This is a genomic window from Actinoplanes sp. NPDC051633 (assembly GCF_040681735.1).
Classification (GTDB): Bacteria; Actinomycetota; Actinomycetes; order Mycobacteriales; family Micromonosporaceae; genus Actinoplanes.
The window spans coordinates 1-1,675 of sequence record NZ_JBFAZH010001463.1 but is presented as its reverse complement, the minus strand read 5'-3'; the positions used below and the strand labels follow the sequence as shown (position 1 = coordinate 1,675).

3 protein-coding genes are annotated in these 1,675 nt (G+C 73.6%); all 3 read right to left on the bottom strand.

Annotated features, from left to right (window positions below):
• The coding region (locus tag AB0M20_RS42095) for an EamA family transporter (protein WP_364306979.1) at positions 1–730 on the bottom strand (730 nt) is incomplete at its 3' end.
• A 54-nt stretch (positions 731–784) separates the two neighbouring features.
• A complete protein-coding gene (locus AB0M20_RS42090; RefSeq protein WP_364306978.1) occupies positions 785–1,537 on the bottom strand; it encodes a glycerophosphodiester phosphodiesterase in 753 nt (250 codons plus the stop codon).
• Positions 1,538–1,675: aldehyde dehydrogenase family protein (locus AB0M20_RS42085; RefSeq protein ID WP_364306981.1), on the bottom strand; the 138-nt coding region annotated here is incomplete at its 5' end.

Sequence of the window (1,675 nt, the reverse complement as noted above, 5' to 3'; positions counted from 1 at the left end):
GGCGGCGAAGGGCGAACAACTCGAAAGAGTACGGGAGCACCGACGACAACACGGCGACCGCGCAGCCCAGCGCCAGCACCGCCGGGTCCAGCAGCGCCGGCCCAGCCCCCGCGACGCCCAGCGGCAGGGACAGCACCGCCGCCACCGCCATCGCCAGGGCGAGGCCCTCCGCGCCCCGGAAGCGGGCGCCGGCCCGGGCACTCAACACGATGTACGACGCCCACAGCGCGCCCGCCACCAGGACCAGCAGCACCCCGACGGGATCGAGGCGGTCGAGGCCGCCGCGCTCCGGCAGGCCCAGCAGCACCACACCGGCCAGCGCCAGCCCCGCCCACAGCCAGGCCGACCGCCGGTGCGCCGCGACCACCGACAGGATCAGCGGCCCGAGCACCTCGATCGTCACGGCCGGGCCCAGCGGGACGCGCTCGATGGCCGCGTAGAAGACGGTGTTCATGCCGGCCAGCGCGAGACCGAAGACCCCGACGACCGCCCAGTCGGAGCGGCTGCGACCGCGGAACGACGGGCGGCACAACGCGAGCAGCAGGATCGCGCCGACGACCAGGCGCAGCGAGACCACCGGCGCGGACCCGACACGCGGGAAGAGCGTCGCCGCCACCGCCGAACCCGAATGCACCGAGAACGCGCTGACCAGGACGAGCCCGACGCCGCCGAGAGTGGTGCGGGTCGGCCGGCGCACGGCGGTGCTGGTGCTGGTGCTGGTGGCGGTCACCCCGCCGACGGTACGTCGATCATCCGCCGATCTCTCATGCGGCTCATCGACCCGTCACGTCCACACGGAACGCTGCTGGTAGACGTTTTTCAGCACATCGAGGCGGTCGGTCATGATGCCGTCCACGCCGAGGTCGAGCAGGCGGTGCATCTCGGCGGGGTCGTCGATCGTCCAGACGTGGACCTGCAGGCCGAGGCTGTGCGCGTACCCCAGGAAGGTCTTGTCGACCACGGTGAGCCGGCCTGTTCGCGCCGGCACCTGGGCCGCGACCACCGACTCCGGCAGCCGCACGCGGCGGCCCATCCACGACGCGAGCCGCAGCCGCGCCGCGCCGCCCTGACCCACCGACGTCGCGATCGACGGACCGGCGAGGGCCCGTGCCTCGGCCAGCCGCTTGTCGCTGAACGACGCCAGCAGCACCCGGTCCTGCGCGCCGGCTGACCGGATCGTCCGCACCGCCGGCTCGACCACGGGACCGGCCTTCAGGTCGATGTTGAAGCGGATGCCCGGCCAGGCGGCCAGCACGTCGTCCAGGCGCGGCACCGCGCCCGCCCCGGCGACGCGGACAGTCGCCAGGTCGGCCCAGGTGAGCGACTCGACGGTCTCGGGGCGGCCGGTCAGGCGGCGCAGATCGCGGTCGTGGAAGACCACCGCCACACCGTCGGCGGTCGCGTGCACGTCCGTCTCCACGTACCGGTAGCCGAGCGCCACCGCCCGGCCGAACGCCTCGGCCGTGTTCTCGTCGCCCTCGGCCGCGCCGCCCCGGTGGGCGAACGCCAGTGGGAGCGGCGCGTCGAGAAAGCCCACCTACCAGCTCACGGCGATGTATTTGGACTCCAGGTATTCCAGAAGGCCTTCGTGTCCGCCTTCGCGGCCGATGCCGCTCTGCTTGACCCCGCCGAACGGCGCGGCCGGGTCACTGACCAACCCCCGGTTCAACCCCAC